The sequence below is a fragment of the Ruegeria sp. BE9 genome (assembly GCF_056538765.1).
Window position 1 is genome coordinate 270,872 of the sequence record NZ_JBQFTS010000005.1, and the last position, 25,830, is coordinate 296,701.

Below are 25,830 nucleotides of genomic sequence, written 5' to 3' on the forward strand. Positions count from 1 at the left end.
CAGGAGTTTTGAGCATGAGACCACTAATGCACACACTGCTGGCCACTGATGCAATTGCACAAAATTGCGGGTGCAAACTGAAACCTGCGCTTCGGGCAGCGATCGAAGCCGACGCACGTTTTCCGGTCCATGCGGCATCGCCAACAATCAACGTGCGCCCGACGCTGGATGAGTTACCGGAAAACGTTCTCAGCTTAGAACCAGTTCTCGGGCTCAAGTGAAGGTACTCATCATGAGCGTGATACAATACACAGAGCAATCGGAAAGCATGCAGGTGCTTGACAGTTTCCCGTTCGATCCATTCGAGCGTGGCTTGCTTGTAATAGCACGGCATCACTTGGACGCTCTGCGTTGCCCGGAAACACAAGCCTGGCATTTGGCGTATTCTATTGCGGCCGAACGGTGGGGAGATCCGATCGGATTGCCCGCATCCCACCTTTTGGCGCGATTCATACGTTATGTGATGGTCTGCCGAGCTGAAGCCTTCGATCACATCGATCCTTTTTGCAATCACAGCCGGGATCTTGTGACAAGAGATGAAGTGGCACTGCTGTTTACGCTCCATTTCATGCGTCGAGATGACACTCGGTCAGCACGCGAAGCCGTCGAAGAACTGACCAAAGGCCGTTTAGACCCGGATGTCATCCGGTCGGGTCTTACATTTGCAAACCGGTTTCCGGCCGGACAGGCACCTGGCCTGAATAGTCACTCGGGCGTTAAGTTGCGCGTTGTGAATTAAACCGGCAATGCGGCATTATTCTTTGGTCCAATAAGCTGCTATGTAGGCGTTTTCCGGGTTTCCGCCCCGCTCTTTATAGACTTTCCGGACCCTCTGTGTGTCTGATTTCTCGCTGGCAAACCATAGGAAATGCTCAGGAAATTCGTTGCTCGCTTGAATTGCTAAATCTGCCATCGAGGTGCAGTCTTCGCTATCCAGCCAAGTAACTGAAATACCTGCCGGAGCGCTTAGTGGATAAGCACAGTTGGCCCCGCCGATCGCTTGTATGGTGACGTGACCTTTGGCTTTCGCGGGCAGCGCTTCGAGGATACGGGCTGTTGCAGGCAATGCCGTTTCGTCGGCAAACATCAAGATACGATCAGTTTCAGGAATGCCTCCGCCGCCGGGTCCCGCTACGGCCACCTGAGCACCCGGCACAACCGATTTGGCCCAAGCCGTCACTCTGCCGCCGTCATGCAGAAAAACGTCAAAGTCCAACACACCTTGCGCGTGATCAATCCAGCGGGTGGTGTAAGCAGGTCGATGCAGCGCCTTTTCACCCTTGGGCCAGACAGTCGATCCATTTTCCGCGACATACGGCCATTCAACCTCATCCAATCCTGAGGCGGGAAGAACGATCCTAAAATGGATGGCATCATCCTGGAAACTGGATAACCCGGACGCCTTTATCCGAACTCTTAGAAACGACGTGCCAATAGGCCGAACGGACTGGATAGTGGCAAAGTGGAAGTTCGGGGGTAAGCCCCCGGCCTGATCAGTATCCGACCAACGCAGCTCAGCAGCCGTTTCTGGGGAAAAGTGGGCCAAGTGCTCGACAACGGCCTCTTTCAGCATGAATAGCCAATCCAGTTTGGCGGCCGAGGTTGAAACGCTGACACCACCTTTGGTTTCGGAAAGACTGAGAGAACCGTAGTGGGTTTGGATCATCAAATGGGTGTCGGAGTTTTCAACCACAGGCAAGTCATGTTCCTGCGCCTCATGAAGCATCAAGGCTTTCACAGTCGAGAACTGGATTTGCGGCAAATGTGTTTCTGCGTGCAATGGAAAGTCAGGGCGTACAGTCATGGAAAAACCTCTCAGACTGGGATCACGTGAGGTGTGCCGTGAACGGGGTCGTCGATCACGGTACAGGGCAGGGAAAAGACCTGATCCATTGTGGATGCGGTGATAACTTCGGCAGGGGTGCCATTTCGGTGCACGCGACCGTCCTTAAGCGCGACGATGTTGTCGGCGAACCGTGCGGCCAAATTGATGTCGTGCAACACCATAGCGACGGTGCGTCCGGTTTTACGGTTCAAGGACTGAACCAGGGTTAGCAACTCAATCTGATGTGGTAAGTCCAGATAGGTGGTTGGTTCATCCAACAGCAGAATGTCGGTGTCCTGAGCCAGTGCCATCGCGATCCAGGCGCGCTGCCGTTGCCCGCCTGACAGCGCCTCAAGTGGGCGATGAGAATGCGCGGTCATGCCGGTTTGTTCCAGAGCGCTCTCAACCGCATCAGCGTCAGCCTTGGACCACTGCCGCAAGGCTGACTGGTGGGGTGTTCGCCCGCGTATAACAAGGTCGCGCACCGACAGGCCTTCGGGTGCGGTGGGCATTTGCGGAAGTATTGCAAGACGGCGGGCAACAGAACGGCTGTTTTGCTTGTGGATGGCCTTGCCGTCTAAAACGACCTGACCCGCGCGCACAGGCTGCAGTCGGGCGAGGGTACGCAGCAAAGTTGATTTGCCACATGCGTTCGGACCTACAACAACCGAGAGTTTGCCGTCGGGAATGTCGACAAACAACTCTTTCAATATCTGTGTTCTACCAAAAGACACTGACAGGTCCCGAGCCATCAGGCGGGCAGGTTGGGCCATTTCAAAGGGTTCCTTTTCTGAATTGTGCCAATAACAACCACATCAGAACCGGAGCGCCGATAATGGCTGTGAAAACTCCAGCGGGTAGTTGAACAACCGGGACCGAGCGCGCGGCCATGTCGGCCAGTAACGTGACCACTGCACCGACCATCGCGGATTGAAGCAGCGCGGGTCTGCCGCCTCTCATCAAAAACCGGGCGATCGGACCAGAGACAAAAGCGACGAAAGGCAGTGGGCCTGCTACACTAACCCCTAACGCCGTCAATGCGACGGCCAAGGCTGTTATTGCCAAGCGCAGAGGTGAAAGAGACAACCCAAGGCCGGTTGCAACATCATCTGTCATCGCAAGCCGAGCCAGCGGAAGCTGAAGCCAAAATGCCAGAGGCATCAGCACCACAAGTCCCAGCCAGACAAGCCGTACATCATCCCAACTGCGCGCGTTCAAAGTACCGACCAACCATTTTGACATCTCGGTTGCACTCAGTGTGTCGAGCTTCGACATCAATAGATCTGCGCCAGCCATCAGTGTCAGGCTTGCACCGATACCAACCAGAATGAGGCGGTAAGGATGCAACCCACCTTGCCAGGCCAGTGCAGTGACTGCCGCAGCAGTGAGCATTCCTCCGGCAAGCGCGCCCAACAAGATGTATCCGCCGGTTAGGATCATGGCCAGCAACGCACCGCAACTGGCTCCGGCTGTGAAACCTATGACATCTGGTGAAGCTAGCGGGTTTCGCAGCATCGTCTGAAAAATCGATCCAGCCAGTCCAAAGGCTGCACCCGCTCCGATTGCTGTCAGAATGCGGGGCAGTCGATGATCGACCACGATCATGTAGTGCAGCTCGTCGGAAGGCTGAAAAATAGCAGCCTGTATCTGAGGCAAGCTGAGGGGAAATGCCCCCAACTGTACCGACGCCAACAGGGTAACCGCACCAACCAGAAACAGCGAAACTGTGACCGAAAGCGCCCTTGGTGAAGTTTGAAAGGATAGAAAAGACAGGCGCAGGATCATAGCTTTTGCACTCCGTTTCGGCGCACGAGCCAGACTAGAATGGGGCCGCCGATTAAGGCTGACATCACGCCAGCCTGCATGTTCCCGCCAAAGACAGCCAAACGGCCAAGCAGGTCTGCGGCGACCATTAACAACGCCCCGCAACTGGCGGAAAACAATAGCATCCATCGCATATCCGCCTTGGCGATCCGACGAGCCAAGTGCGGAACGATTAACCCGACGAATGCGATTGGCCCCGCCATCGAAACCGTGGCACCGCATAGGATGACGATGGCAAGTCCGATCAAAATTTGGGAAAGCCCAACACGTACACCCAGCCCGCGGGCTGCGTCGTCACCCAGCATCAAAGCGTTCAAAGCAAAACCTGAGATGATCGCTAAAACCAGACCAACCGCGAAAAACGGCGACAGGGTTTGCAGCGTTGCAAATTCAATTCCGTCGAAACCGCCAAGAACCCAAAACCGATATACATCCAGGGTCTGTTGGCTTACCAGTAAGAGAGACCGACTGAGCGCTAAGAACAGGGCGGACACCGCTGCCCCAGCAAGGATCAGACGCGCTGGATTGGCCTGATTGCCACCACCCAAGAGAAAGACCAGAACGGCGGCAATGAACCCTCCGCCCAAGGCGACCCAAACAAAGGCGGCGGGATCGGCGATGCCCAACACCAAAATGCATAGCACGACGCCCATAGAGGCCCCGGCGTTGACACCTAAAATGCCCGGATCAGCCAGTGGGTTACGGGTCATGCCCTGCATCAGTGCACCAGCCATGCCCAGTGAAGCTCCGGCCACGGTCGCGCCGATAAGTCGAGGAATTCGGATTTCACGAATGACAATCTGATCGGGGTTCATGGGGTCGTACGACGTCAGGGCGGACCAAATCGACCCCCATCCAGTCGGGCGCAGTCCAAATCGAAGAGCCGCCGCCGACAGTATCAACAATACCAACACCGATACGCAGAGCCAAATCAGCCGCGTATCGGTGTCGGGGTTTTCCGAGGGAACGGAAGTTGTGTGTGCCACCATGTCAAAAACCTTCGGGCAGGATGCCGGCATCGCGCGCAGAGGGAACAACGGTATTGGGGTCACCATCCATTGCGGCTTCTATCAGAGGCACAATTCGGTCGAGCGCATAATTGAGGCTAAGTGGGCTGGAGTGAGACAATGCGCCAGACAACAAGGGATCGGAATACACCTCTCGCCCTTCTTTGAACGCACGCATGGTTTGGCGCAGGGGCATTCGGTTCAAAACGGGTGCCGATCCGCCGGCGTCGATCCAAACAAGCGCATCCACGTCGATGGGTGACAGATCCTCGGCCGGGATTAAGACGTAGAAATTGTCCAAAGTCCCGCGATCGTTAACGGCGTCAGGAACGATGAAGCCAAGGTCCTCAAGAAACCGGCCTCGAATATCTCGGCTGGTAAACGCTCCGGTTTGGCCGGCCCAAGCCATCACCGCGGTTGCCCCCTGCCATTCAGGGTGGGCTTCTCGAAGATTTTCATAACGCGTTTCGAGCTGGTCAATTAACTGCTCAGCTTCGGCTGCCTTACCCGTGGCCAGCCCAACAGTCCGCTGCATTTCTTGCCAAGGGCTACCATAATCGCCGAATTCGGCCTTAGGGGGTACTGTAGGAGCAATTTGTGACAGCAGAGCATAGTCGCGCTCAGTTATGCCGGACCATTGACCCAATATCAGATCGGGCTGCATCGCGGCGACTTGTTCGATGTTTATTTCACCTTGCATGACAATCGGCTCGGCGTCGCCCAAAGCCTCATGCCCCCAAATCCAAACGCCGTTCGAGTCGGGTCCATACCATCTGCGCAAAGCATACGGTGTAATCCCAAGTGAAAGCAGGAAGTCGTGACCGATGAAACTCAGAGAAACGATTTTCTTTGGTTTACTCTCAATTCGGGTGGTGCCGTATTTGTGCTGAATTTCGACCGGAAATGAATCGGCACTCGCCCTGACGGGACAAGTTGCCAATACAATAGCGGTCAACAGTCTGCGCAGCATTTATTGGGTCCTTAGAGATGCTTGGCCCGGGCTGCTTATGCGCCCGGGCCTGTTTCAGATCAGAAGGTTCGCGACAGTGAGAACTCGACCGAGCGGCCTGCGCCATAGGCACACCCACCAGCCTGTGCTGGGTTTACGCCCGGGATCAGACCGACGATGCCAGTGCCGTCGATTTGGCAATAGGTAACGTATTGCTTGTCGGCGAGGTTCCGTGCGGCCAAGGTGGCTGTCCAACCGTCCCATTGATAGCTTGCAGATGCGTCAAAGACGGTCACATCATCGACTTCGTAGCTCGCGGTGTTGGCGTTGTCCGAGAAGCGTTTGCCCGTGTAACGCGCACCTGCACCGACACGAAGACCGGGCACTTCGGCCACGTCATAAGCCAACCAAAGCGAGGCAGAATGTTCTGGGATACGCGCTAGGCGGTTGCCTTCGTTCGCGGGATCTTTGGTGATTTTGGCGTCGATAAAGTTATAAGTCCCAAGTACCGAAATACCGTTTCCAAAGGAATAATTTGCCGCAACTTCGACACCCTTTGACTGAACTTCACCAACCTGGTCGAATGCGCCGGGGACACCGGCGGCCGCGACGGGGGTGTCTTTTTTTGTTATGTCAAAATAGGTGATCGACAAGAGAGAGTTTGTACCCAGTGGCTGAAACTTCGCACCGACTTCCCAAGACTGAGATTGTTCAACATCCAATTGCTGGCGGTTTCTGTCGACGCCGGCAGGCGGCAAGTTGAAGGACCGTGCAACTGCACCGTATAGGCTGACACCGTTGTCAAAGTTGTAGGATGCACCAAGGTTTGCGCTGGTGAAGTTCTGCTTGTTGTCCAAATCGGTGGTCGAGTTTCCCAGAACTGTCGACTGAGTTCCGGCAGTCCCGTTAATGTCGACCCAATCATGACGCAGACCTGCATCGACGACGATGTGATTGCCGATCTGGAAGTTCCCAAGCAGGTATAGACCTGTCTGCTCGATTTCTTGCGAAATGGTGTTCACCGCCAATGGATCGGTTGGGAAACCGGGCAATCCGACGATGGTTCCGGGGCTGAACAAGTGAACACCGCCAAGCGCGTACGATTGGCTGCCATCGTAATCGCTTTGGTAGTAGTCCAGTCCACCAACCACAGTCGCGTTTACATTGCCAAACGAAAACTCCTTGGACACGCCGTTGTCGAATGTTGCTTGTTTCGCTCTGTTGTCGACATCGAAGTTCACCAGCACAGCCGCGTCGATTGCATCTGGAACTGGCGGCTGCCCCGCCAGAATGGCCGAGGAGATGAAGGCGCCGGCATAGGCTGTATTGTTGGTCCAATCATTGTCGGCATACCGAGCACGCGACCGGAAAGTGAAACCATCACCGAACTCATGGTCAAATTCGTACCCGAGATAACTCTGAGTGGTTTTGATTTCGTTGCGGTTAGGGTTGTTGGAGTAGAAATCGTTGTCATAGCTCATGACCGGGTTCGGCAATTGCGAGCCATATTGCGGCACCAGAATGTACGAGTCTGGCACATCGTCTTTTTGGTATTGGGCGAATACCGTTAGGTTTGTGCTTTCTGATGGTGCCCAGGTAAGGGACGGGGCAAAGTACAGGCGGCTCTGATCGGTTTCATCGTATTGGGTACCGGTTTCACCCCCAAGCAACACAAAGCGCATGGCCAAATCGTCGGATGCCACGGCGGTGGTATCAACGCCCAACTCTAGCCCTCCATAGGCCGAGGTGCGGGCAATGGCCTCGGTTCTGTTTTCAAAACGTGGACGCTTGGTGATGATGTTCACCAGTCCGCCAGGCTGGCTCGCGCCATAAAGGCTAGAGCTTGCGCCGCGCAGAACTTCAATCCGTTCGACCCCGAAGGTTTCGGTGCGCCACCCAGCAAAACCATAGAGACCTAGCGGCATCCCATCGCGGTAAACGTTCGAGTTCTGAACCTCAAAACCACGGATCGCGAACTGATCGTAACGTCCATCCAAACCAAAGGTCTGAGTTGTTACACCCGGAGTATAAGAGATTGACTCTTCAAGGGTTGTCGCCCCTTGGTCATTTATCTGTTGTGTCGTTATAACGCTGATTGATCGCGGCGTTCTCGCGATATCGGCAGGCAGGCCACGCGTTGCCGTTGACGCAGCAGTTGCCGAATAACCGTCGGTTTCGTCCAGTTGCCCTTCGTCGTTACCTTGTACAACGATAGTGTCCAGAACAACCTCTTCAGGCGCTGACTGCGCGTGGACGTTCTGAGCCGCTAGGCCGACCGAAATTGCAATGGGTCCTACTGCCAGAACCTTGCTTCGTGTTGACATGTCTTCTTCTCCGTACGCCGGCGACATGCGCGGGCGCATTGTGTTTTGTGAAACACGAAAGCGCGCCCGTGTGGCCTGGGTGTTTTCACCTCAGAACGGGTTTGCTGTCCCTCATTGTGTGGCTTGACGTTCGAAAGATGCTGGCAGCGATCTGGTCTTGCTAAGTGCGTTGATATTCACGCATCAACGGCCTGATAGAATTTCAGACAATAATTGTCAAGAAATAGTGAAGCGCTTTGTTATCAATTGGATAGAGCTTTACCCAACGTCAAAATCAAGCGCGCTATTTTCGTGGCACAAGGCGGATCTTGACCGCAAATCGAAAGCTATCACCCTTCAACTCTTTCGGCGCCTTGGGGAATTTCTTTGCTCGGGAAACAGCGCCGAGCGCAGCCTGATCAAGGGCCGGATCCCCTGTCGACTTTACCAATTTGTAAGACGTCAGCCTACCGTCACGGGATACGGACAAGCGGACAGTAGCGGTGCCACCAGCTTTGGAACCGCGGGGGTAACGCTTGTTGCGTTCTATCCGGGCCCGGATCTTTGCGCCCCACACAGCCTGCAACTTGGCTTCTTTCCCTGGCGTACCGGTGGAAACGCTGGCCGCCCCGGACCCGGCATGCGCTCCGCCGCCTGATCCGGCCGAGACCTGTTTGGCAACTCCTGCTGACGTAACCTTGGCCTTTTGGACTTTTTTAACAGGCTGCTGCTTTGGTTCCGGCTTGGGCTTGGGCCGCGGTGGTGGAGGGGTTGGGTCAATCGCAATGTCCTTTTCCGCTTGTGGCGCGGCAAGGGCCACACTCATCTGCGCGCGAGGAGCCTGATCAATCTGCAAATCCGGCATCGAAGGAGCATCGGTTGCTACCGGCTGCGGCGCTAACGTGTCCGGAGTTTGGGTTGGTTGCACAATCGGAGAACGCTCCCACGTTTCAACCATTTCAGCGGCTGATGGCGCAGCTGCTTTTAATGATACCAAAGCGGTGCCACCGCTGCCCCCGGATACGAGCCCAGACTTCGGTTGACCTGCAAATGCTGTAAGGTGAAGAGCCACAGCAAGAACAATAAAAACTGATGCTTCAAGCCAGTTCTTCATTTGGGTGTCACCACCAATTCAACTTTACTAAGACCGGCCTGAGCCAAATCACTTAGCAGGTTTGCCATTTCCTTGGCTCTCAGTTCGCCATCCGCTCGGATCTGAATTATGTTGTCGCCTTCACTGACCGCCGCCAGTGCGCCGAGTGCAGCTTCACCTTCGGCACCTTCGAACGACGTTCGCCCTGTCTTGTCGACATAGAGAACTCGTTCAACTTCGGGTTCTATGTCCGAAGTGGATCGCGGCGGCGCGACCTCAAACGGTTCAGGCGTGGCAAGGTTCGAGGTCATCAGAAAGAAAATCAGCAGCAGAAAGACCACGTTGATCATTGGCACGATTGACTCGGCGCGCGGTTTTCGAGGGGGCTCTGAGAAGTCCATTGTGTTACTCCACCAGAACAACCGAGGTGTAACCCGCGTCGCGCAAACCTTCGGTTACAGTCACAATTCTCTGCAGCGTTGCGCCGTCCTTTCCACGCAAGATCAGCATGTCCGTTGGGGCCTGCATTAACGGTGCCAAGTCACCCGCAAGATCATCTGTTTCTGAACCGTTTAGCAGAACACCCTCAGGCAACACGTCGATCAATCTTGGGGGGCCAGTATACTCTCCGCCAGCCGAAGCCAGAGGTAGCGGGAGGGATGCGTCCGTCCCAAACCGAGAGGCCAGCATGAAGAAAACCAACAACAGAAACACCACGTCGATCATCGGTGTCAGACTAGGTTTGCGCCGAGGCCTGGAGGGTGGGGCGAACTGCATCCGTTCACTCGGCAGCCAGTTTGAGATCGAGCGGTTTTACTGAAATGAATAGCCGTGTCGCACCATCTTCGACATCGCGACGTATGCGGTCAATCACGGCCTCGAACCAAGTCAGCGCGGCCGAAGCTGGAATAGCTACAGCCATACCAGCAGCTGTAGTCAGCAAGGCTTCCCAAATACCGCCGGCCAACAATGCAGGATCAGCGCGGTTGCCCGATTGTTGCAGAGCCTGGAACGCAGCGATCATACCCAAAACGGTGCCCAACAATCCGAGAAGTGGAGCAATCGTAGCGATCAATTCCAAGGCACGCAGCCCCACACCGGCGTTGGCAATTTCACGTTTCGCCACACGCGAAACTTCTTCGCGCGCTCGGTTTTCGGGGAGGGTGTTCAACGCCAGAATTGCTTCTCGTACGACCTTTGACCGCACGCCTTTCCGGCCTTTTACCACCGACAGAGCAGCCTCGGAGTTCCCGGTTTCGAACAAGTCCACAGCCAAACCGGCTTTTCCTCGTGACCAGGCACCGATCACAGCCAGGCGCCATATTTTCCAAAGGATAAGGGCCAACGTAACAATGGATAATGCTGCAATAACCCAAATTGACGGCCCACCGTTTTGCAGAAATTCGGTTGCTTGAACCGAAGCGTGTTGGGCCGCCGCCAAAAACTCCTGTTGTTCCGCTGCTGCGGTGGGCAAAACGTCGGGATCCACGGCCAGTTGGGATTGGGGCTCGAATGGAACGTCTACGGTTGCGTCGACCTCGGGTTGCATAGGGGCTGGGAGAACAGGGCTGCCCAAGGGGGCATCTGGCGCAGAATTGGAAAGGGTTTCCTGTGCGGCCAATGTCAGCGGAGCAGCCGCCAATAGGGCAGTAAGGACCAGTCGGGTGTTTGTGAAAGTACGCCGGAACAAACGCGTGCCGTGCGTATGTAGAACGGGACAATCGGTGTTACGCGTCATTGCATATCATCTTTTTTGGAGCCTGCGCGACGGTGATCGCCACACATCCATCACACCGGGCGGAATTTGCCACTCTGGCTCCGAACGGTTTTGCAAGCTGTTATTGTTGGATGGCTGGATTGCAGTCGTTTGTTAACGCTGAAACAATCTGGCGAGGGTTGTCTTAACCCAATTGGGTCCTGGCCTAGAATTCCAATTGCATTTTGTCAATACGACGGGCCACAGATAGGTCTGCGGCCCGTCGTATTCTGTAGGTCTTAGGAATCAATCAGAACGTAGCCGTCACGAACAGGCTTATGTTTCGTTCCGCTGCCGGAATCTGGTCGTTTGCCCGATAAGACTTGTCCAGGATGTTATTCACCTCAAGTGTCAGCAGGGCGTTCTCAGTCAGGTCCATGCTGCCGCGGAAGTTAAGCGTGGTCCATCCTGCGGTCGGGTTCGAGCCCGTTGGTGTGCCGGTATCCACAACGTTGCCGTTTTCGTCACGCAGCTTGGCCGAACTTTCACCCCTCAGGAAAACATCCCAGGTGCCGGACAAGCTGTCCGTTTGCCAATCAGACCGCAGGCCAACCGTTCCTGTCCATTCAGGAGTGCCGCTGTCTTTGGTGCTGAACCCGTTCGAATAGGTGAATTCGCGAGTGATGTTTGACAAAACGGCGTAAGGTCGAACACCGCCCCAACCCGGATCGAACTCAGCCGCGATTTCAACACCCCAACTGTCAGCGCTGTCGACGTTTGCATAGACCAGTTGTCCGGGATTGGCCGCGTCTGCCACTGTGGTGATGTAGTCCTTGGCCTCGGTGTAGAAAACCGCCGCGTCCAAAACAAAAGTGTTGCGATCGATACGGGCGCCGATTTCATAGTTGGTCGCGGTTTCAGGCTTTAGGTTCGGATTACCATTGATGACCTGACCGCCTGCTGAAGTGGACAGGAACAACTCGGACAACGACGGATAGGTGTAACCTTGCGAGATATTGGCCCGCAGGATCGCGGAGTCAGACAGATTATAGACTAGCCCTGCCGAACCCAACCAACGATCATCGCTGTTGCTTTGACCGGGTTGGGCAATGCCATTTACCGTTTGTTCGTCCAGATCGCTGTCGACATTGTAGTAACGTGCGCCGACGGTTGCGGTGAATTGGCCGAAGGTGGCTTCATGCTGACCAAAGATGCTTGCCGTTTTGATCGTCGCATCCGTAAAGCTCGTCGACGTGATTGGCGGTGGGAAGGGTCCGGCAAACGACACAACCGACCCCTTCGTGGTTTCCAGCCGATCATCGTCATACTCTAGCCCTACAACAGACCGATGCCCCGGTGCGAATTCGAAGTTCGCCGTCGCCAAAAAGCCTTTGGTGGTTTGCTTGTCATCCGAAGTTGCCATGACAGTCGGGGCCGGACCACCACTGGCAAAAGTGCTGTCGAACAAACGATCAACCTCTTGGGTGTAAATGCTGAATTTCAACATCGACATCCAGGGCGTCAGGTCTTCACCTTCGTAAAACGCGCTGTATTTTCGCAAATCTCGTTTGGGCAAGTTGATTTCGGCGGCTGGGCTGTCGGTGAATACTTCGGTTGAGGCGTCGTAGTCTTGGGCGCGCAATCCGACATAGCTATTCCCAAAACGGTAGCCGACAAATCCCAGAACCCCGCGGTCATCGCTACTTGAGGGAACCAAATCTCCGTCCGGAGTTTTGCGGTCGTTCAGGTCAGACTTGGAGTAAGACAGTCGGTAGTCAAAGTTATTGACTGTACCAGCAATGCTGGCGGCCGCGCGATAGCCATCGTTGGCACCAATGTACCCTGCAGTGCCCGAAGCCTCGATCGGCTTGTCAGCGCCTCGTTTGGTGATGATGTTCACTACGCCACCGATGGCTCTGTTACCTGAGACAACAGAAGACGGGCCGCGAACGATTTCAATTCGCTCGATATCTGTCGGCGAAACCAGCAAAGGTGTGCCATATCGATTGTGGTCTGACAGTCGTTGTCCGTCGATCAGAATGGCGACGCGTTGGGATTCTTCACCGCGAATTCGGATACGGTCCAGATCATTCTCGGACACCTGAACACCAGGAATGTCTGACAGAAGATTGGCCACAGAAGTGGGTGGAATCTCGCGTATTTCATCGGCGTCGACGACGGTTACTGAACTCGGGCTGTTGAATACTTCTGTTGGCAACCCTGTGCCCGTAACAATGATGTCGCCCAATTGGACAAGATCATCATCGTTAACGTCTTGCGCCAACAACGGCGCGGCGGAAAACACGGCGCTAGTGAAAGCAATGGTTGCAGTGGAACGCTTGAGCATCGCGTACATGTGAGTCCCCGGTATCTTGTAAGTGCGGTGAGTGGCACATCCGCCCGTGCGTGGGCGAAATCCCTGATACCTTGCAAAAATGCTGGGTGGTTTTTGGGCAAATCGCGCAGATCAACCCATTGCGAAATGCCCTTAGTAAAGTTTTTTTGCGAATACCATAGTATTTAAGTCAGAAAATCTGGCCGTGCTCTTGATGCCACAGATTTATCAGCGTAGGTCATGGTCACACAAAGCGATACACAGTGCATAGCCCGGTCGTCTCAACCCTAGCCAGCTGCGCTTTTGATACCGATCCGGAGACGACGATGGCACACTCATACCCAAACAGAATTCGGGCCGCCCGCCTGCAGAACCCAAACCTACGGGACCGCGCCCTAGCAGCCCAACTGGATATTTCCGAAGCAGAGTTGGTGGCAGCCCATGTTGGCGACAGCGCAATCCGCATCAGCGCGGACATGGACCGGATCATGCCCTTAGTGAACCGGCTGGGTGAGGTGATGGCGCTGACTCGCAATGAAAGCTGTGTGATCGAGAAGGTTGGCATCTACGATGACTATCGCGGTGGTCCTCATGCAGCACTTGTTTTCAATCATGAGATCGATCTGAGGATGTTTCCCAGACACTGGGTTCATGCTTTCGCCGTGACCAAAGCACTCGAAGACGGTGCCGAAAGGCGCTCAATTCAGATATTCGATGCGGCAGGGGACGCGGTCCACAAGATTTTCCTGCGTAACAGCTCCGTCAGTGAAGAGTGGGATGGTCTCGTCGAAGAGCTGAAAGAGCCTAATCAGTCCGAAACGCTGGCGGTCGAACCGCGCGCCGCTATTGAGCCAGCTAAAACTGACCCAGCTAAAACAACCCGCTTGCGGGCAGGCTGGGATGACATCACCGACACCCATCAGTTTCTGCAAATGGTGCGCAAGCTGAAGCTCAACCGTTTGGGTGCTTACCGGATGGCTGGCGCGCCTTATGTCCGACCTTTGGCACCATCGGCTGTCGAAACGGTGTTGAACAAGGCCGCAGAAACTGGGCTGCCAATCATGGTCTTTGTCGGCAATCAGGGGTGCATCGAGATACACACTGGTTCCATTAAGACGGTCAAACAAATGGGTCCTTGGCTGAACGTCTTGGACCCTGGTTTCAACCTGCATCTTCGTTCCGACCATATCGCCGAGGTTTGGCAAGCCACCAAAGCAACCAAACGAGGCGACGCAATCTCAGTTGAGGCGTTTGATGCGGACGGCGGATTGATCCTGCAGATATTTGGAGTGTTGGCCGATCCTGAGGCCGCCGAGAAATGGAACAACTTGGTTTTGTCCCTTGCGGAAAGCGTGCAGGAGGTTTCGGCATGACTAGAATTCTCAATACTCTTGGTTTGATCGCGGCGGGGCTGATGGTGTCTGTCACTTCAGTGAGCGCACAACCAGCGAAGAGGGTTGTATCCGCAGGAGGGTCGATCACAGAAATCGTTTACGCGCTTGGTCAGGAGCATCGTCTGGTGGCACGGGACAGTACATCGAACCACCCGCCGCAGGTCTCCGAGTTGCCGAATATCGGGTACGTCCGTCGCCTGTCAGCTGAGGGTTTGTTGTCGGTTAACCCCGACCTTATCCTTGCCGAAGAAGGCGCAGGCCCTCCCGAGGTTTTGCAGGTGATGGCCGAGACGCAAGTCCCCTTTGTCACAATTCCAATGGGTCATGATCGTGCGGCAGTAGCTTCCAAAATCAGGGCTGTCGCTTACGCACTGGACGTACCCGCGCAAGGTGAAAAGTTGGTCGATCAGGTTGACGCCAAAATCAATGAGGCAACCGATCATCTGGACATTGGGAATAAGCGGGTTCTGTTCGTTCTGACGATGCAGGGCGGGCGCGTTTTGGTGGCCGGGCGGAATACGGCTGCTCAGGGGATCATTGAAATGGTCGGTGCGACCAATGCCGTTCAGGAATTCGAGGGCTACAAACCAATGGGGGATGAGGCCATAATCTCGGCTGCGCCTGACGTCATTCTGATGATGGATGGTGGACGCAGTATCTCGGAAACAGACGAGGAGGTTCTGGCTCATCCAGCCATTGCGGCAACGCCAGCGGGTCAGAGCGGGAAACTGATCCGAATGGACGGAATGTTATTGCTAGGCTTTTCGGTCCGAACCGGGCAGGCAGTAACAGAATTGGCTGCTGAGCTGCGCGATGGCAATGGTTGACCTCGCACTACGTGGCCTTTCGCAAAACGGTGATCGCAGTTTTGTCGCTCAAAGGCTGACCTGGGTTCTGTTGTTCGCTCTTTTGGCCGCCGTTTTAGCCGCGCTCGCGACCGGTGCGGCGGGCACTTCGCTATGGCGCACATTGAACGACGTGCTTGTCGGACAAGAACTGACATTGCGAGACCAAGTTGTCTTGTTTGATATTCGCGCGCCACGAGTGCTCATGGGTTGTCTGGTAGGTGCAGGGCTGGCAGTTTCCGGTGCCATTCTACAAGGCCTTTTTCGCAACCCGCTGGCTGACCCCGGCATCGTCGGTGTCAGCGCCGGTGCCAGCCTCGGAGCTGTGACCGCAATCGTATTGGGCGGCACTTTGACTTTTGCATCTGGCTTCGCAGCTTGGGTAGCGCCCGTCTTTTCGTTCTTCGGGGCATGGATCTCGACCATCCTACTTTATCGCGTTGCGACCCGTAGAGGACGTACTTCGGTTGCGACAATGCTGTTGGCGGGCATCGCGCTGACGGCGCTTGCAATGGCTCTGACAGGTATCCTTGTATACTTGGCCAACGACGCGCAGCTAAGGGACTTCACCTTTTGGTCAATGGGGTCGTTGGCTGGTAGCAGTTGGAGCAAAGTCGCGATTTCTGCACCCCTGATCCTCCTTCCGGTGTTGCTTTCGCCCTTTCTGGCACAGGGTTTAAACGCGTTGTCGCTGGGCGAAGCAGCGGCAGGGCATATTGGTGTCCGCGTTCAAAACCTGAAAACCACCGCTGTTTTGATTGTCGCCTCAGCAACCGGCGCGTCAGTGGCCGTGAGCGGAGGGATCGGTTTCGTCGGCATTGTCGTACCGCACCTTCTGCGGCTGATATCCGGCCCAGATCATCGTTATTTGCTAGTCAATTCCGCATTGTTGGGAGCGACACTGCTGGTTCTGGCTGACCTAATCAGCCGCGTTATCATTGCGCCGTCCGAGCTCCCTATCGGCATTGTAACTGCAGTCATCGGTGCGCCGTTTTTCTTGGGTATTCTGCTTCGTCAACGTGGGATTGTGGACCTTTGAAATATGCTGAATGTCACTGATCTAACTGTTCGGCTTGGGCGACACATCATCTTTAAGAACCTGTCGTTTTCCGCGGCAGCGGGTCAGGTTACTGCAATTGTTGGCCCGTCGGGGGCGGGCAAGACGAGCCTTCTGGCGGCTTTGACAGGAGACTTGGCTTTTGAGGGCCAAGTGACTTTGAACGGGCGGGATGCCGCCAAAACCTCTGCTGCCGAGCTTTCGGAAATGCGCGCGGTTTTACCTCAGTCCACACCGATGAGCTTTCCCTTCACTGTTCTCGAAGTTGTTCGCATGGGTCGAATGCGTCTGCTGGGTGATGACTGGATCGCACAAGACGCATTGAAACGCGTGGGGTTGTCCGGTTTTGAAGCGCGTTTTTACCAGGAACTCTCTGGGGGCGAGCAGCAGCGCGTTCAGCTGGCACGTGTTCTGGTGCAGGTATGGGAGCCAACAGGCCCTTCCGGTTCTCGTTGGTTGTTTCTGGATGAGCCAGTCTCGAGTCTGGATATTGGCCACCAATTACAAGTGATGCAAATCGTCAAGGACTTCACCGCTGCGGGTGGCGGCGCGGTTATGGTGATGCATGATTTAAACCTGACGGCCATGTGCGCCGACAGCGTAATTCTTCTTTCCAAAGGTAAAGTGTTAAGTCACGGTACGCCCGTTGAAACCTTGCAAAATGAGTTACTTAGCCAGGCCTACGGCTGCCGTATCATAGTTAACCAAACACCAGAGTCCGAGGTCTTTCTACTTCCCCAAGTCGCAGGATTTTCACCCTGAATAAGGATATGAAAACTTCGCTAAAATGGGGGGTTGACTTGATGCGGTATTAATCGACTAAAAGGGTCAGAAAATAGTTTCCGATAAAAATAGTCGGATTGGAAGAGAGGACTCCCCATGCTTAGGCCTACACTCAAACTTACTTCGGCGCTCGTCGCAGTTTCGTTGTTCAGCGGCGCTGCTTTGGCCGATCAAGCCTATGGCCCGTTCCCGGTCACAGTAAAAGGTTATGAAGGCGATAAAACCGACTCCGTTTCTTATTCCGGACAAATTGCACGTCACGTTTTGCATGACAGCCTGAAAAAGGCGGCCGCCAAAGGCGATGGCGGCAACAATGCAGCGGATGTAGAAGCACTGATGTTGGCTTATTTCAACGGGTCCGACGAAGACCTGGAAATCATTGCTCCGGCGTCGAAGGAAGGCTTCCCAGTCAAACAGTCTACTGTGAACGAAATCTCAAAAGGCAAGAACATCTCGGGCAAGTTCTACAATGGCGCTATGCCCGCGTGGCCGGGCAACCAGTCGGGCGTCGACGTTGCGCTGCAGATGATCAAGTTGGCCGCTGTCTCGGAACAAGGCTACGATCCGGTGAACGGTATGGACTGGGGTCAGTTGATTTCGAAATTCACTCTGGGCGCGATGGCGTATAACCAAGCGGTCGATAACTATCTGGACGAGAAGCTGGAAGCTGACACTAAGCCTAACGACCAGCCCTATTCAGAAGGCAAGCATTACACCGGGAAAGAACATTCCTGGGATGAAGCGTTCGGTTACTTCGGCGCCGCGGCGCATTCAGCCGCTCTTTCGCCTGAGCAAAACTATGCAGTCTCGAAACAAAAAGACCTGGCGGCGGCGGACGCCAATGGTGACGGTGTCATCGACCTGAAAACCGAGATGGTGTTTGGACCCGCATACTATGCAGCAGGCGCTGACAAAGGTGGCAACAAGAACACTCAGTATATGACCACCATCTTCAACGCCTTCCGCGACGGCCGCGCGCTGATCGCGTCGGCCAACGGTGAAAAACTGACTGACGAGCAGCGGGCCCAGTTGAAGAACTACGCCGATATCATCGAAACCAATTGGGAAAAAACTCTGGCCGAAGCCACGTTCAAATATGCTGGTTCGGTTTACAAAGACATCGACACGATCAAGTCGGGCGATGACGCAGATAAAGCACTGCGCAACTATGCAAAGCATTGGGGTGAACTGAAAGGTTTCTCGATGGCTCTGCAGTCCGGCAAGAACAACCTTGGCGCAACTGCCATCGATCTGAACTGGCTGATTGGCTTTGGCCCTGCAATGCCGGACGGCAAAATGGTGTCCGATATTGATGCCGACGGCAACTTTGTGCGTGACCGCGAAATGACGCTGGATGAGTATCAGGTGAACATGCTGAAAGTTCAGCAGCTTCTGATCGACAAGTTCGGAATCGAAAGCCGCGCCAATGACGCAACGGCTGATCTGGCTGCATTGGCTGAAAAGCTGGGTGCCAACGAGTCCGCCGAAAGCGACTGAGGATCTGATGATCCTATCCCGGCGGTCTATGGGCCGTCGGGTACTCCGCAGAAAGAGCCCGTTTGGAATTTCTCGATTATATAGGCACAATCGTTGCTGATTTTTCCAACCCCAAGAAGAGAGTCTTCGTGGGGTATTTGTTTTTGACCGTCCTGATCGCATTGATTTGGTTGATGGCAGTGCGCAGATCGTCGATCCGATCGGCTTTGGGGGAAGTGTTCGACCGTAAGGTACTGTTCTCACCGTCGGCCAAAGCCGATTACAAGATCTTTTTCATAAACCGCATCTTTACGATGTTTATTTCACCTTTGCTGGTATCGCAGTTGGCAATTGCAACCGCGCTCTATTACGCGTTGCATGACGTAGATTTCCTGAAACGTGGTCTTTTTGCAGACACCCCCAAAAGCGTAATCGTCGCGCTGTTTACGATGACAATTTTCTTGGTGGATGACTTCACAAAGTACCTTGTTCATCGCTGGATGCATCGCTGGCCGTTGTTGTGGGCCATCCACAAGGTGCACCACTCGGCCGAAACGATGACACCTATTACTGTCTATCGTGTGCACCCGCTCGAGGGCATTCTCTACGGGCTGCGAGCCGCGGTAGCGCAGGGCACTGTGATGGCCACCTTTCTGTTCTTCTTCGGCAGCGCGGTTGACCTCTACACGGTACTTGGCGTTAACGTCCTTTCCTTTGTCTTTCATGTAACCGGATCCAACCTGCGACACACCCATATTTCGATCCGGTATTGGCGTTGGCTGGAACACTTGCTGATCTCACCAGCGCAACATCAGGTGCATCATTCCATCGCCCGAGAACACCATGACAAGAATTTTGGCGTGGCCTTTGCGATCTGGGATTGGCTTTTCGGTTCGCTGCACTTGTCCGAGCAGGGCCGAACACTAACCTTCGGCCTCGCTCCGTCAGAAGCCAGTGCTTCGAACCTGCTGGATATATACTTGCGCCCGTTTCGGGATATGACCCGTGTCGTACAGCGGCGCATAAAAAGGCTGGTAGCTTTCAAATCCCGGTTTCATCGCCCGAAAGACGCTGCAGTGACCAATACCCAAGAGGATTGGGTTCGAGATGCGTAACTCTGTTGCGCATTCAATCACATAACGCTAGTCCTCAGACGGTGCGAAATTTGAACGCGGATCGACGGAGACCAGGTGGCTGAGCAGCAAATCAAGAAGTCGGATGATGTCGCTCGCAGGCTGTCCTCGCAGATCGTCCGAGGCACGTTTCAGCCCGGCGAAAAGCTGCGACAGGATCTGATTGCTCGCGAGTTCGGGGTAAGCCAGGTCACTGTCAGAGAGGCCCTGCTAAATCTTGCATCCAGCGGATTGGTTATCGGGTTACCACGCCGTGGCATGTGCGTGGCACCGATGGATCAGGACTCAATTCACGAGCTACGTGTGATGCGCGGCGCATTGGAGCCTGTAGCGCTAGAGCACTCGGTACCAAATCTAAGTTCGGCGCAGATAGCGGTGATTGAACGCTACCACACGCAATGCGACGAAGCTGAAACGGCTGAGGACTGGGAAGAAGCTAACCAAGCCTTTCACATGGCGGTCATTGCCGCCTGCAACATGCCGCGCCTGATCGCCGAAATCCGCAATCTTCAATTGTTGTACGCTTGGCATTTCAACAAGCGCCACACCGCACGCTGGCGCAAGCGTCAAGACCCAGATCATGCAGCAATTCTAACGGCAATCAAAGAACGCGATGCGCAGCGTGCACGTAGCGTCATGCAGCGTCACCTGACCCGTCTGGCCTGACTAAGGTCAACCACGTTTGCGAGCGACAATCCAAATCGGGTGGTAGGTCAGGGGGACTCCATTCGAGTCTCCGAACAAATGGGTGTAATCATCTGTAAACCGTTGCAGCGAAGATTTAGTCCAGGCGGTTTGCGCTCGTCCGTTCACGCCGGTTTTACGTAAGTGCTTTAAGACATCCCGAGGCGAATTGAACCTCATTTGTCGTTCTGCTTCGCCAACGGTCAAAACCTCCATCTGATCTGCAATAGCAGAGGCTAGATCACTGGCTTTGCACAGCCCCGGAGCCTTAGCAGACGGCCCGATGTGGACAAGCTCTTGGTATTGTTCTGGCCCGAAACCGGACACTGCCAACCATCCACCGGGCGCCAGAGCATTTGCCGCCCGACGTAAGAATGCGACCGGATCAGGAAGCCACTGGATCATAGAAGCTGACGCAATCAAATCAGGCTGACTTGGCCAAACGATCGCTTCGGCATCTCCGCACAGAAATTCAGCATCGAAGGATGCCGCCGTTTCAGCGGCTTCTGGTGACAAGTCGTTAACAATCAGGCCCTTAACATCGAAGGTGGTCCAGAGACGTTGTGTCAAATGCCCGGTACCGCACCCAAACTCCAACACTGACGTAAATTGCTTCCGCGCTCCGTTTGAGAGCAAATCCTGCACCAACTGATCAGCTATCTGCGCCTGTTGGCAAGCCGCGTCGTGGTAGGTCCGAAAACTTCGGCTAAAGCTGCGCTGAACGCGGCCGGAGGACTGAATATTCATGCGATCCACTCCATCCAGTTTTCAGTACCAAGAAACGGGACATGAGGGGCGCCAACGGTTCGGACGGCGTGTTTTTGATCTTCCCATGCGGCCTCTTGCGCTTGGGTCGGAATAATTCGGTCCTTTTGAGGTATCCAAATCCGGTCGAATTCGAGGTGTGGGGCTGCTCCACGTTCGATTACTGCGAATAGTTCGGCTTTCGCTGCCTCGATGTCGATCTCTGGAGGAGATCCACGCAAGCCAGCACGACGACAGAATTTGGCAAAGCTGGGCGCGGTCAATTGATCTGCCGTTGCACGGATCATTTCTGGCGCAATCCCACGTTCGGAATCCGACGGGAATAGTGTTCCACTAACGGCGACCAATCGATCAGGAGACACATCGTTTTGCGCCAGCCAATGCGCTGCTGACGCCACTCCGAAGGAAAAGGCTATAAATGTTATCCGATCATAGGCGGAAAGCTCAGTCAGGGGATCGTCCAACTGAGTGTAATCTTCCACGAACAAAACATCGGCTTTCCCGGACAAACCGATAAACGGGGACGGCCCCAAGGCCCAACCTCCGAAGACCACCAAAACCTCTTTGGTGCCGGCCCGGGATAGCCATTGGTGCTTCACGACATCCCCTTCGCAAGTGAAACCATAGCTGACGTGACACGGCTCAGTTCATTGTCCGAGATGACGTACGGCGGCATGCAATAAATATTGCGTGCAAACGGGCGCAGCCAGACTCCAGTCTCCAACGCCAATCCATGTGCGATCGAAGGATCAACCCAATCCTTCATCTCTATCACCCCGATAGCTCCTAAAACGCGAACATCAGCGACGCCGGGCAGATCCCGAGCCGGCTCCAGTTCCCGTGCCATCTGATCCTCGATTGCCTGAACCTCGGACTTCCAGTCCCTGACCCTCAGCTGTTCAAGACTGGCAACGGCTGCCGCGCAGGCAAGGGGGTTCGCCATGTAAGTGGGGCCGTGCATCAGAACGCTAGCCTCGCTTTCGCCGATCTGGCGTGCGACGACCTCGGTGGTAACTGTGGCGGCCAGCGTGATGTGCCCCCCGGTCAGCGCTTTTCCAAGGCACAGAATGTCCGGAACCACATCAGCGTGTTCCATTGCGAACAGCTTTCCGGTGCGGCCAAACCCGGTGGCGATTTCATCAAAGATCACCAATACATCGTACGCTTTGCACAGTTCGTGCGCTCGTTGCAGCCAATTGGGATGATAGAAGTACATCCCACCCGCGCCTTGAACCACAGGTTCAAGAATAAGCCCGGCGATCTGATCGGCTTTCGCCTCCAACAACTCTTCCAGCGCATTTAGCCCGTTCAAGTCGCCATCGTCTGACCATTCCTGACCAAAGGCTATTTGCGGTCGGGGCAGGAAATGTTGAACAGACAATGCTCCCGCGAACAGACCGTGCATTCCATTGACGGGATCGCAGACGCTCATCGCTTTCCACGTGTCACCATGGTAACCGCCGCGGATTGTGGCGAATTGTGTGCGTCCCTGACGGCCCTGTGCCATCTGGTACTGCACCGCCATTTTCAAAGCCACTTCAATGGCAACCGACCCGCTGTCGCTGTAGAAAACACGATCCAGTCCGTCAGGCAGAAGATCAATCAGTCTTCGACCCAGCTCGATAGCAGGTGAGTGGGTGAGGCCGCCGAACATAACGTGCGGCATCTGTCCTAACTGCGCCTGCATTGCCCCGATGATCGCTGGGTGACGATGCCCGTGAACAGCGCACCACCAAGAAGACATTCCGTCAATCATTTGAGTTCCGTCTTCGGCGGTCAACCAAACGCCTTCGGCCCCGGTGATCAAATGCATCGGGCCGGGCTTCAAGACGTTTGTGTACGGATGCCAAAGATGCCGGGCATCAAATTCAAGCGGGGTCACAGGGCGCTCCGGATTGTGTCGACATCAATGGATTTGAAGGCCTCAAGAAGTGTCTCCTGGGACAAGTTTTTGATAAAGGGCAGGCGACCCAGATGCGGAACGTGACCCATCTGGCTGATTGTCTGTTCAACTTCGGGTTCAGCGTCTCCGACAAAAGCCACACCCACAACGTTGCATCCAGCGTTACGCAACGCCATCAGCGACAAAGTCGTGTGATTAATCGTGCCCAGTGAGGTTCTAGCAACCAGAACAACGGGAGCTTGCCAATCGGCAATCACATCTAGGAAAAACACTTCGCGGTTCAATGGCACCATAAGCCCACCCGCACCCTCAACCACCAGGCGGTCTGAAACTTGAGGCAGCGCCAGGCGGGCCGGATCGATTTCAATCCCCATATCTTCCGCTGAAAGATGCGGAGAGGCCGGCTTGTTTAGGCGATAGGCCTCGGGCAGCACCTTCGCATCCGTGAGGGCTCCGACGGTTTCCGAGTCCGTCGCCTCATCAAGCCCTGATTGAACTGGCTTCCAATAACTGGCGTTCAAGGCCGTAGTAAGCCCTGCTGCGAATACGGTTTTTCCTATGCCGGTGTCAGTTCCGACAACGATCACTGCGGTCATGCTGCCTCGCTTTGATGTTGTGCCAACGTTCCGAACAAGGCACTGATATTGGCATGCGTGACGTTCCCAGTGATCGAAACGCGTAACCGGGAAGTACCGCGCGGAACAGTCGGTGGGCGGATGCCGCGAATGTCGTAACCTTGCGCTTGCAACGCCGAGGCCATTTCCATCGTCCGCGCCTCATCCCCAATGACGATAGGGATAATCTGGCTATTCAGGGCGCTGAGCGGCACGCCGTGCTTCATAGCTTCGGCATGAGCATAACCAATGCGATCTTCTGCTGCTTCTGTAAGACCCGAGTCTGACTGCAGATGGTTAAGCACTGCCCGAGCCAAAGCTGCGTTGAATGGTGAAGGCGCCGTTGCAAATATAAATGGGCGCGCGCGATTGATCAGTGTATCAATCATCACCTTGGCCCCGCAGATGAGTCCACCCGAAACGCCCAAACCCTTGCCACACGTGTGAAGCGTCAAAACCTCGGCTTTCAATTCATGCGCCAGCCCCCTGCCGCCGGAGCCAAAAACCCCAGTCGCATGAGCTTCGTCTACGACCAGCACCGCATCATATTCGCAGGCCAGGTCCGATAATGCGTTCAACGGAGCAAGATCGCCCTCCATCGAATACACGCTTTCAACCGCGATCCAGATTTGACCAGTTCCCCCACCTGACACCCAGTCCAACAGCACACGCCGAGCGTCGGTTAAATCGTTGTGGATAAACGAGCGAATTTCGGCCCGCCCCGTGCGCATACCTTCATGCGCGCTGGCGTGAACCAGATCGTCATACAGGACCAGATCTCCTGCGGCCGGGAGGGTTGAGAAAATCGCTTGATTGGCCTGAAACCCACCCCCCATGAACAAGGCCGCCTCAGCACCAAAAAACGCGGCAGCCTCTTGTTCCAGAGCCTCATGTTCGGGGTGATTACCTCGCAGCAAACGCGATCCGCCCGATCCCAAAGGAACACCTCGGTCCAATGCATGTTGCGCTGCTTGTTTTAGAATGGGCGACTGGGTCAAACCCAGATAGTCATTCGAAGCAAAGTCAAGCCCGCGCCGCAGGGTCAACACCCGACGACGATGCCGGGTGTCCAACGTTTCAAGCATCGAGTTCAGTCGCCCCAATGCTTTCATTCAGCGGCGTCCGCGCAGCTTTGTCCGGCGACAGTCTCAGCCTGCAAACCCAACTTGGCAAACAGGATAGCGTCCTTGTCTTCTTCGGGGTTTTCAGCGGTCAGAAGCGTCTCACCAACAAAGATCGAGTTCGCTCCGGCCAGGAAACACATCGCCTGAAGTTCATCACTCATATCGCTGCGTCCAGCAGACAGCCGGACATATGACTTCGGCATCATGATGCGTGCAGTTGCGATCACACGCACAAATTCAATCGGGTCTATCGGCTTTGCATCTGCAAGCGGAGTGTCTTCCTGCGGCATCAGCATGTTGATCGGCACAGATTCAGGTGCGGGGCCCATATTGGCAAGCGTGACCAGCATGTCGACGCGGTCCCCAATCTCTTCGCCCATTCCAAGGATACCACCCGAGCACACTTTGATCCCGGCTTCTTGTACACGCTGCATGGTGTCGATCCGGTCAGCGAACGTGCGGGTGGTTATCACCTCGGGGTAATACCGTTCTGACGTATCGATATTGTGGTTGTAGTAATCCAGTCCGGCATCACGCAGACGGACCACTTGATTGTCATCCAGCATACCCAGCGTCATGCAGGTTTCCATGCCCAGTTCACGAACGCCTTCGACCATTGCGACCAGCGCGTCCATGTCCCGATCCTTTGGTTCACGCCATGCCGCCCCCATGCAGAAGCGAGTAGCGCCACCGTCGCGTGCGAGACGCGCCTGACTTAGCACCCGTTCAACCTCGATCAACTTGGACGCTGACAGCTTGGAACCGTTGCGTGCCGATTGCGAGCAGTAGGAGCAATCCTCGGCACACCCGCCGGTCTTGATCGACAACAGCTTGGATGTTTGGACCTTGTTTGGGTCAAAGTTTTCACGGTGCACGGTCTGCGCGCGAAACAGCAGGTCCATCAAAGGAAGATCATACAGTGCCTGTGCGGCCTCACGCGACCACTTGGGGGAAGAGCTGTTCATTTTATCGATATTATCCCGCTTGCAAACTTTCCGGGCAAGTTCGTATCGATAATTC

General features: G+C 55.0%; 26 protein-coding genes. 9 read left to right on the forward strand and 17 right to left on the reverse strand.

Annotated features, from left to right (window positions below):
* Positions 1 to 14: 14 nt before the first annotated feature.
* A complete protein-coding gene (locus tag ACR0EO_RS15390; protein WP_480691381.1) occupies positions 15 to 221 on the forward strand; it encodes a hypothetical protein in 207 nt (68 codons plus the stop codon).
* An 11-nt stretch (positions 222 to 232) separates the two neighbouring features.
* Positions 233 to 739, forward strand: a complete 507-nt coding sequence (locus ACR0EO_RS15395) for a hypothetical protein (RefSeq protein WP_480691382.1) — start codon at positions 233 to 235, stop codon at positions 737 to 739.
* A gap of 15 nt (positions 740 to 754) precedes the next feature.
* On the opposite strand, the gene ACR0EO_RS15400 is transcribed toward ACR0EO_RS15395, so the two are convergent.
* The 11 genes from ACR0EO_RS15400 to ACR0EO_RS15450 all read right to left on the reverse strand — a co-directional run bounded on the left by ACR0EO_RS15400 (position 755) and on the right by ACR0EO_RS15450 (position 13,053).
* A complete protein-coding gene (locus tag ACR0EO_RS15400) occupies positions 755 to 1,804 on the reverse strand; it encodes a siderophore-interacting protein (protein ID WP_480691383.1) in 1,050 nt (349 codons plus the stop codon).
* An 11-nt stretch (positions 1,805 to 1,815) separates the two neighbouring features.
* Entirely contained in the window at positions 1,816 to 2,598 is a 783-nt protein-coding gene (locus ACR0EO_RS15405) for an ABC transporter ATP-binding protein (RefSeq protein WP_480691384.1), read from the reverse strand.
* Between the two features lies 1 nt (position 2,599).
* Positions 2,600 to 3,610 carry a FecCD family ABC transporter permease gene (locus ACR0EO_RS15410; protein ID WP_480691385.1) on the reverse strand — a complete coding sequence of 337 codons (1,011 nt, stop codon included), beginning with the start codon at positions 3,608 to 3,610 and terminating at the stop codon, positions 2,600 to 2,602.
* The gene (locus ACR0EO_RS15415) at positions 3,607 to 4,638 is read right to left on the reverse strand and encodes a FecCD family ABC transporter permease (RefSeq protein WP_480691386.1); all 1,032 of its coding nucleotides are present in this window, start codon (positions 4,636 to 4,638) and stop codon (positions 3,607 to 3,609) included. Before ACR0EO_RS15415 ends, ACR0EO_RS15410 begins: the two co-directional genes overlap by 4 nt.
* Before the next feature lies 1 nt (position 4,639).
* Entirely contained in the window at positions 4,640 to 5,626 is a 987-nt protein-coding gene (locus ACR0EO_RS15420; RefSeq protein ID WP_480691387.1) for an iron-siderophore ABC transporter substrate-binding protein, read from the reverse strand.
* Positions 5,627 to 5,685: 59 nt separating this feature from the next.
* Complete coding sequence (locus ACR0EO_RS15425) at positions 5,686 to 7,929, reverse strand: TonB-dependent siderophore receptor (RefSeq protein ID WP_480691388.1); 2,244 nt, start codon at positions 7,927 to 7,929, stop codon at positions 5,686 to 5,688.
* A gap of 283 nt (positions 7,930 to 8,212) precedes the next feature.
* On the reverse strand, positions 8,213 to 9,022 hold the full coding sequence (gene tolA / locus ACR0EO_RS15430) for a cell envelope integrity protein TolA (RefSeq protein ID WP_480691389.1): 810 nt from the start codon (positions 9,020 to 9,022) through the stop codon (positions 8,213 to 8,215).
* On the reverse strand, positions 9,019 to 9,402 hold the full coding sequence (locus tag ACR0EO_RS15435; protein WP_480691390.1) for an ExbD/TolR family protein: 384 nt from the start codon (positions 9,400 to 9,402) through the stop codon (positions 9,019 to 9,021). Before ACR0EO_RS15435 ends, tolA begins: the two co-directional genes overlap by 4 nt.
* 4 nt (positions 9,403 to 9,406) lie before the next feature.
* Positions 9,407 to 9,778, reverse strand: a complete 372-nt coding sequence (locus tag ACR0EO_RS15440; protein ID WP_480691391.1) for an ExbD/TolR family protein — start codon at positions 9,776 to 9,778, stop codon at positions 9,407 to 9,409.
* A gap of 4 nt (positions 9,779 to 9,782) precedes the next feature.
* Positions 9,783 to 10,739, reverse strand: a complete 957-nt coding sequence (locus ACR0EO_RS15445) for a MotA/TolQ/ExbB proton channel family protein (RefSeq protein WP_480691392.1) — start codon at positions 10,737 to 10,739, stop codon at positions 9,783 to 9,785.
* A gap of 268 nt (positions 10,740 to 11,007) precedes the next feature.
* Positions 11,008 to 13,053 (reverse strand): TonB-dependent receptor, encoded by a 2,046-nt coding sequence (locus ACR0EO_RS15450; protein WP_480691393.1) that lies wholly within the window; start codon positions 13,051 to 13,053, stop codon positions 11,008 to 11,010.
* Between the two features lie 305 nt (positions 13,054 to 13,358).
* Here ACR0EO_RS15450 and ACR0EO_RS15455 point away from each other — a divergent pair, with 305 nt between their 5' ends.
* The 7 genes from ACR0EO_RS15455 (at position 13,359) to ACR0EO_RS15485 (ending at position 20,386) form a co-directional block, all read left to right on the forward strand.
* Positions 13,359 to 14,405 (forward strand): hemin-degrading factor, encoded by a 1,047-nt coding sequence (locus tag ACR0EO_RS15455; protein WP_480691394.1) that lies wholly within the window; start codon positions 13,359 to 13,361, stop codon positions 14,403 to 14,405.
* Complete coding sequence (locus tag ACR0EO_RS15460) at positions 14,402 to 15,253, forward strand: heme/hemin ABC transporter substrate-binding protein (RefSeq protein ID WP_480691395.1); 852 nt, start codon at positions 14,402 to 14,404, stop codon at positions 15,251 to 15,253. The genes ACR0EO_RS15455 and ACR0EO_RS15460 overlap by 4 nt, the downstream gene beginning before the upstream one ends.
* Positions 15,246 to 16,310 carry a FecCD family ABC transporter permease gene (locus tag ACR0EO_RS15465; RefSeq protein ID WP_480691421.1) on the forward strand — a complete coding sequence of 355 codons (1,065 nt, stop codon included), beginning with the start codon at positions 15,246 to 15,248 and terminating at the stop codon, positions 16,308 to 16,310. Before ACR0EO_RS15460 ends, ACR0EO_RS15465 begins: the two co-directional genes overlap by 8 nt.
* A gap of 3 nt (positions 16,311 to 16,313) precedes the next feature.
* Positions 16,314 to 17,090: a heme ABC transporter ATP-binding protein gene (locus ACR0EO_RS15470; protein WP_480691396.1), complete on the forward strand. Its 777-nt coding sequence runs from the start codon at positions 16,314 to 16,316 to the stop codon at positions 17,088 to 17,090.
* A gap of 117 nt (positions 17,091 to 17,207) precedes the next feature.
* The gene (locus tag ACR0EO_RS15475; protein WP_480691397.1) at positions 17,208 to 18,608 is read left to right on the forward strand and encodes a DUF4856 domain-containing protein; all 1,401 of its coding nucleotides are present in this window, start codon (positions 17,208 to 17,210) and stop codon (positions 18,606 to 18,608) included.
* A 128-nt stretch (positions 18,609 to 18,736) separates the two neighbouring features.
* Complete coding sequence (locus ACR0EO_RS15480; protein WP_480691398.1) at positions 18,737 to 19,702, forward strand: sterol desaturase family protein; 966 nt, start codon at positions 18,737 to 18,739, stop codon at positions 19,700 to 19,702.
* Positions 19,703 to 19,777: 75 nt separating this feature from the next.
* A complete protein-coding gene (locus ACR0EO_RS15485) occupies positions 19,778 to 20,386 on the forward strand; it encodes a GntR family transcriptional regulator (RefSeq protein ID WP_480691399.1) in 609 nt (202 codons plus the stop codon).
* 6 nt (positions 20,387 to 20,392) lie between these two features.
* Here the strand turns inward: ACR0EO_RS15485 and ACR0EO_RS15490 are convergent, their stop codons facing one another.
* From ACR0EO_RS15490 to bioB, 6 genes are read right to left on the reverse strand one after another with little or no spacing between them, the layout of a single operon-like run.
* Positions 20,393 to 21,151 (reverse strand): methyltransferase domain-containing protein, encoded by a 759-nt coding sequence (locus tag ACR0EO_RS15490; RefSeq protein ID WP_480691400.1) that lies wholly within the window; start codon positions 21,149 to 21,151, stop codon positions 20,393 to 20,395.
* On the reverse strand, positions 21,148 to 21,768 hold the full coding sequence (locus tag ACR0EO_RS15495; protein ID WP_480691401.1) for a pimeloyl-ACP methyl esterase BioG family protein: 621 nt from the start codon (positions 21,766 to 21,768) through the stop codon (positions 21,148 to 21,150). The genes ACR0EO_RS15490 and ACR0EO_RS15495 overlap by 4 nt, the downstream gene beginning before the upstream one ends.
* The gene (gene bioA, locus ACR0EO_RS15500) at positions 21,765 to 23,051 is read right to left on the reverse strand and encodes an adenosylmethionine--8-amino-7-oxononanoate transaminase (RefSeq protein WP_480691402.1); all 1,287 of its coding nucleotides are present in this window, start codon (positions 23,049 to 23,051) and stop codon (positions 21,765 to 21,767) included. The genes ACR0EO_RS15495 and bioA overlap by 4 nt, the downstream gene beginning before the upstream one ends.
* On the reverse strand, positions 23,048 to 23,668 hold the full coding sequence (gene bioD, locus ACR0EO_RS15505) for a dethiobiotin synthase (RefSeq protein WP_480691403.1): 621 nt from the start codon (positions 23,666 to 23,668) through the stop codon (positions 23,048 to 23,050). Before bioD ends, bioA begins: the two co-directional genes overlap by 4 nt.
* Entirely contained in the window at positions 23,665 to 24,798 is a 1,134-nt protein-coding gene (locus tag ACR0EO_RS15510) for an 8-amino-7-oxononanoate synthase (RefSeq protein ID WP_480691404.1), read from the reverse strand. The genes bioD and ACR0EO_RS15510 overlap by 4 nt, the downstream gene beginning before the upstream one ends.
* On the reverse strand, positions 24,795 to 25,775 hold the full coding sequence (bioB, locus tag ACR0EO_RS15515; RefSeq protein ID WP_480691405.1) for a biotin synthase BioB: 981 nt from the start codon (positions 25,773 to 25,775) through the stop codon (positions 24,795 to 24,797). The genes ACR0EO_RS15510 and bioB overlap by 4 nt, the downstream gene beginning before the upstream one ends.
* Positions 25,776 to 25,830 lie beyond the last annotated feature (55 nt).